Source organism: Streptomyces sp. BV286 (assembly GCF_019090165.1).
Lineage (GTDB): Bacteria > Actinomycetota > Actinomycetes > Streptomycetales > Streptomycetaceae > Streptomyces.
The window spans coordinates 1-6,273 of the sequence record NZ_JAHRIB010000144.1 but is presented as its reverse complement, the minus strand read 5'-3'; the positions used below and the strand labels follow the sequence as shown (position 1 = coordinate 6,273).

Here is a 6,273-nt window from a genome sequence, read left to right as displayed (position 1 = left end):
AGGCGGTCAAGGAGCAGCTGCTGGCCGTGCCCGACAAGGGCCTCGGCTTCGGTCTGCTGCGCTACCTCAACGAGGAGACCGGCGCGGAACTCGCCCGGCACTCCACCGGGCAGATCGGCTTCAACTACCTGGGCCGCTTCTCCTCCGCGGACATGCCCGAAAACCTCCGCGGCCTGGGCTTCACCCAGATCTGCGAGATGGCCGCGCCCCTGGACGCCGACATGCCGGCGATGTCCGCCCTGGAACTCAACTCCATGGTCATCGACACCGAACTCGGCGCCCAGTTCGACGTCTCGGCCGGATTCCCCGCCGGACTGTTCACCGCCCAGGACGTCCAGGAACTGATCGAGCTGTGGTTCGCCGCCCTGGACGCACTCGTGCGGCACACCGCGGACCCCGCCGTCGGCGGACTCACCCCCTGCGACCTGCCCCTGGTCAAGGTCACCCAGCAGGACATCGAAAGCTGGGAGCAGCACTACCCGGGCGTCTCGGACGTCTGGCCGCTGACCCCGCTGCAGTCCGGGCTCCTGTTCCACACCATGCTGAACGACGACTCGTGGGACGCCTATCAGATGCAGATGGCGTTCCACATCGAGGGCAAGGTCGACCCCGCCCGCATGCGGATAGCCGGCCAGGCCATGCTCGACCGGCACGCCAACCTGCGGACCGCCTTCGTCAACGACAGCGACGGCAACCAGGTACAGGTCGTCGTCGACGGCGTCCAGGTGCCGTGGGCCGAGATCGACCTGCGCCACCTCGACGAGCAGGCCCGCAAGGAAGCCCTCGATGCGTTCCTGGCCGAGGACCACGGCCGCAGCTTCGACCCGGCCGCTCCGCCGATGCTGCGGCTCACCCTGGTCAGGACGGAAACGGACAGCTCCGAACTCGTCCTGACCGCCAACCACGTCCTCTTCGACGGCTGGTCCCTGCCGATCCTCATGCAGGACATCCTGCGCCTGTACGGCTCGGCCGGCGACGCCTCCGTCCTGCCCCGGGTCCGCGGCTTCAAGGACTTCCTGGTCCACCTCTCGCGACAGGACCACGAGGAGACGGCCCGCGCCTGGGCACACGAGTTCGCGGGTGTCGAGGAGCCGACCCTGCTCGTGCCCGGCGGCACCGAGCAGGAAGGCAGCTCCGGCATCGGGCACGTCGAGCTCGCCCTGCCGCTGGAGGAGGTCCGGGAACTGAACCGGCGCGCCTCCGAGCTCGGCGTGACCGTCAACACCCTCGTCCAGGGAGCCTGGGCGGTGCTGCTGGGCCGGCTGACCGGCCGTCAGGACGTCGTGTTCGGGGCCACCGTCTCCGGCCGGCCGCCCGCGGTCACCGACGTCGACTCCATCGTCGGCATGTTCATCAACACCCTCCCGGTCCGCGTCCAGTACGCCCCGGCCGACACGTTTGCCGACGTCCTGCGCGCTCTGCAGAACCGGCAGGCAGCCCTCCTCGACCACCACCACTACGGCCTCACCGAGATCCACCAGGCCACCGGTCTCACGACCCTGTTCGACACCCTGGTCGTCTTCGAGTCCTACCCGGTCGACCGGGACGGCCTCAGCGACGCCAACTCCGCGGCCGGCATCGCCTTCACCGGCATCCGCCCCTCCACCGGCACCCACTACCCGCTGACCGTCATGGCGGACGCCGACCCGCACCTGCGGCTCCAGCTCCAGTACCAGGAGCACGTCCTGGACCGCGAGAGCGTCGACATCATGGCCGCCCGCTTCGTCCGGGTCCTGCGCCAGCTGATCACCGACCCGTCGCTTCCCGTGGGCCGCATCGACATCCTGGAGCCCACTGAGCGCGTACGCCTGCTGGAGCAGTTCAACGACACCCGCACACCGGCCTCCCCGCTCACCCTCCCCGCCCTCTTCGAGGCCCAGGCCGCCCAGAGCCCGGACGCGGTGGCCGTGGTCTTCGAGGACACGGAGCTGACGTACGCCCAGGTGAACGCACGGGCGAACAGGCTGGCCCGGGAACTGACCGCCCTCGGGGTGGGCCCCGAGACCGTGGTGGCCCTGTCCCTGCCCCGCTCCGCGGAACTCGTCATCGCACTGCTGGCCGTTCTCAAGGCCGGCGGCGCCTACCTGCCCATCGACCCCAAGTACCCCAGCCACCGGCTGGAGTACATCCTCACCGAGGCCGCTCCGCAGCTGATCCTCACCGACCGCGACACCGTCAGCGTGCTGCCCGCCGGCGACACCCCGGTGCTGTACCTCGACGACGTCGACCTCGACGGCGCCGACCAGGACGCTCCCGCCGGCATCGGGGACCTCTCGGACGCCGAGCGTTCCACCGCGCTGCAGCCGCAGCACCTGGCGTACGTGATGTACACCTCCGGCTCCACCGGCGCCCCCAAGGGCGTCGCCATCACCCACCACAACGTGGTCAACGGCGTCACCCAGCTCGCCCGGGAGATCGACGCCGGGCCGGGCCGCAGGGCGCTCGCCGGGACCTCCGTCAACTTCGACGTCTCCGCCTTCGAGATCTTCACCACCCTGTGCACCGGCGGACGTGTCGAAGTGGTCCGGGACATCCTGGTCCTGGGCGAGCGGGCGGGCTGGCACGGCAACGTCATCTCCACCGTGCCCTCGGCCTTCGCCGAACTCCTCGACCAGATCGCCGGCCACACGCAGGTGGACGTCCTGGTCTTCGCCGGTGAGGCCCTTCCCGCCGACCTGGTCAACCGCGCCCGCCAGGCCTTCCCCGGCGTCCGCATCATCAACGCCTACGGGCAGACCGAGTCGTTCTACGCCACCACCTTCACCGCCTCCGGAACCCCCCGGTCGCTGGGCGCCGTACCGATCGGCGCACCTCTGGGCAACATGCGTGCCTACGTCCTGAGCCCCGGACTGCAGCCGGTCCCCGCCGGTGTCACGGGAGAGCTCTACATCGGCGGGAACGTCGGCCGCGGCTACCGCGGCCGGCCGGACCTGACGGCCGAGCGGTTCGTCGCCGACCCCTACGGCGAGCCCGGGTCGCGGATGTACCGCACCGGTGACCTGGCCCGCTGGAACAGCGCGGGCGCCCTGGAGTACGTCGGCCGCGCCGACACCCAGGTCAAGGTCCGCGGCTTCCGGGTGGAGCCCGGTGAGGTCGAGGCGGCCACCGCCGCGCACCCCGGCGTCAAGCAGGCGGTGGTCCTCGCCCGGGCCGCGGCCGGCACCGACGCGGGCAAGCGGCTCGTCGCCTACGTCGTGCCCACCGAGGCCGGCGGCGTCAGTGCCGAAGAGCTGCGCGAGGAAGTGGCCGCCCGGCTCCCGGACTTCATGGTCCCGGCCGTCTTCATGATCCTCGACCGCCTCCCGCTGATGCCCAACGGGAAGCTCGACCGGGCCGCGCTGCCCGAGCCGGAGTTCACCGCCGGCGCCTACCGGGCCCCGCGCACGCCGGCCGAGCAGACCCTGGCCGGGCTGTTCGCCGAGGTCCTGGGCGCCGAGCGGGTCGGCATCGACGACAACTTCTTCACCCTGGGCGGACACTCACTGCTCGCCACCCGCCTGATCAGCCGGGTCCGCACCGTCCTGGGCGCGGAACTCCCCATCAAGACGGTCTTCTCCGCGCCGACGGTCGCCGAACTCACCACCCACCTCTCGGCAGGCGTGGCGGTCCGCCCGGCCCTCACCCGGCTCTCCTCCCGGCCCGAACTGATCCCGCTGTCGTTCGCGCAGCGCCGCCTGTGGTTCATCGACAAGTTCGAAGGCCCCTCGGCGACCTACAACATCCCCCTCAACCTGAAGCTCACCGGCGAACTGGACGCCGCCGCCCTGGCAGCGGCCCTCGGTGACGTGGTGGCCCGGCACGAGAGCCTGCGCACCGTGTTCGTCGAGGATGCCGAAGGCATCCCCTTCCAGCGGATCGTTCCTGCGGCCGCGGCGCTGCTCGACGTCCCGGTGGTCGAGGTGGCCGCCGACGGGCTTACGGCCGCGCTCGCCGAGACCGCCGAGTACACGTTCGCGCTGGACCGGGAGATCCCGGTGCGGGCCCGCATCCTGCGCACCGGCGAGCAGGAGCACATCCTGTCGCTGGTGATCCATCACATCGCCGGCGACGGCGAGTCGATGGCCCCGCTGATCCGTGAGGTCTCCGCCGCCTACGGAGCCCGCCGCGAGGGACGCGAGCCGCACTTCGCGGACCTGCCCGTCCAGTACGTCGACTACGCGGTCTGGCAGCGCGAGCTGCTGGGCGAGGACTCCGACCCGGCAAGCGTGCTCGCCCAGCAGTGCGCCTACTGGCGGGACGAGCTGGCCGGCATCCCGCAGCCGCTGCAGCTTCCCGCCGACCGGCCGCGGCCGCCGAAGGCCAGCCACCGCGGCGGCATGACGGAGTTCACCGTGGAGCCCGGCCTGTTCGGCGCGGTCGAGGAGCTGGCCCGTGACCGCGATGTGACGGTCTCGATGGTGATGCAGTCGGTCCTCGCCGTCCTGCTGCACCAGATGGGCACCGGGGACGACATCCCGATCGGCGCCCCGATCGCCGGCCGCACCGACGACGCCCTGGACGACCTGATCGGGTTCTTCGTCAACACCTGGGTGCTGCGGGCCGAACTCGCCGGCAACCCGACGTTCGACGAGCTGGTCGCGCAGGTCAAGGAGAAGGCCCTGGGCGCGTACGGCAACCAGGACGCCCCCTTCGAGCGGCTGGTGGAACTCCTCAACCCCGACCGCTCCACCGCCTACCACCCGCTGTTCCAGGTGATGTTCGCCTGGCAGAACTTCGCCCAGGCCGACTTCGACCTGCCCGGCCTGCGCGTGGACTTCGTCCCCGTGATCACCGGCACCGCGAAGTTCGACCTCTTCTTCAACCTCACCGAGGTCACCACACCCGCCGGCCGCGAGGCCCAGGGCCTCATCGAGTACGCCACCGACCTCTTCGACCACTCCACCGCCGAAGACCTCGCCGTCCGCTTCCTGCGGGTGCTGGGCCAGCTGGTCGCGAACCCGGGCGCCCCGGTCGGTCAGGCCGACGCCCTTGACGCCGTCGAGCGTGAGCTGGTCCTCAACGGGCACAACCAGACCTCCCTGCCAATACCGGCGTTCACCCTTCCCGGGCTGTTCGAGCGTCAGGCCGCCCAGAGCCCGGACGCGGTGGCCGTGGTGTTCGAAGGCACGGAGCTGACGTACGCCCAGGTGAACGCCCGGGCGAACCGTCTGGCACGGGTACTGGTGGAGCGGGGGGCGGGTCCGGAGTCGGTGGTGGCGCTGTCGCTGCCGCGGTCCGCGGATCTGGTGGTGGGCATGCTGGCGGTCCTCAAGTCGGGAGCGGCGTACCTGCCGATCGACCCGAAGTACCCCAGCCACCGCCTGGCCCACATCCTCACCGAGGCGGCACCCCAGATGGTGCTGACCGACACCGCCACCCTCTCCGTACTGCCGGACACGGACGTCCCGGCCCTGTTCATCGACGACATCGACCTCGAGTCGGCCGTCGGCGGAGCACAGGGATGCGAGGACCTGACCGGCCGGGACCGCACCGCGCCCCTGCGGCCGGACCAGCTGGCGTACGTCATGTACACCTCGGGCTCCAGCGGCACTCCCAAGGGCGTCGCCGTCACCCACCGCAACGTCGTCAACGGCGTCACGCAGCTGGCCGGACTGATCGACGCAGGCCCCGGGCGGATGGCGCTGGCCGGTACGTCGGTCAACTTCGACGTGTCGGTCTTCGAGATCTTCACCAACCTCTGCCACGGCGGGACGATCGAGATCGTCCGTGACGTCCTGGTCCTCGGGGAACGCGACAGCTGGCCCGGGCACATCGTCTCCACCGTGCCCTCCGCGTTCGCCGAACTCCTGGACACCATCACCGGCCGCACCGCCATGGACACGGTGGTCTTCGCCGGCGAAGCCCTGCCCGCCGCCCTCGTCACCCGTCTGCGCGAGGCACGGCCGGACATCCGGATCATCAACGCCTACGGGCAGACCGAGTCCTACTACGCCACCGTCTTCGCCGTGCACGAAGAGGCCGAGTGGGAAGGCAACGGCAGCGCGCCGATCGGCCGGCCGCTGGGCAACATGCGCACCTACGTCCTGGGACCGGCCCTCCAGCCGGCCCCGGTCGGGGTGGTGGGCGAGCTGTACGTCGGCGGGAACGTCGGCCGCGGGTATCTCGGCCGGCCGGACCTGACGGCCGAGCGGTTCGTCGCCGACCCCTACGGCGAGCCCGGATCGCGGATGTACCGCACCGGTGACCTGGCCCGCTGGAACAGCGCGGGCGAGCTGGAGTACGTCGGCCGCGCCGACACCCAGGTCAAGGTCCGCGGCTTCCGCATCGAACCCG

General features: G+C 71.0%; 1 protein-coding gene. It reads left to right on the top strand.

Going from position 1 to position 6,273, the window contains the following annotated elements; translation table 11 throughout:
• Positions 1–26: 26 nt before the first annotated feature.
• Positions 27–6,273, top strand: a 6,247-nt coding sequence (locus KUF83_RS23315) for a non-ribosomal peptide synthetase (protein WP_217456752.1), incomplete at its 3' end; no start/stop codon positions are given.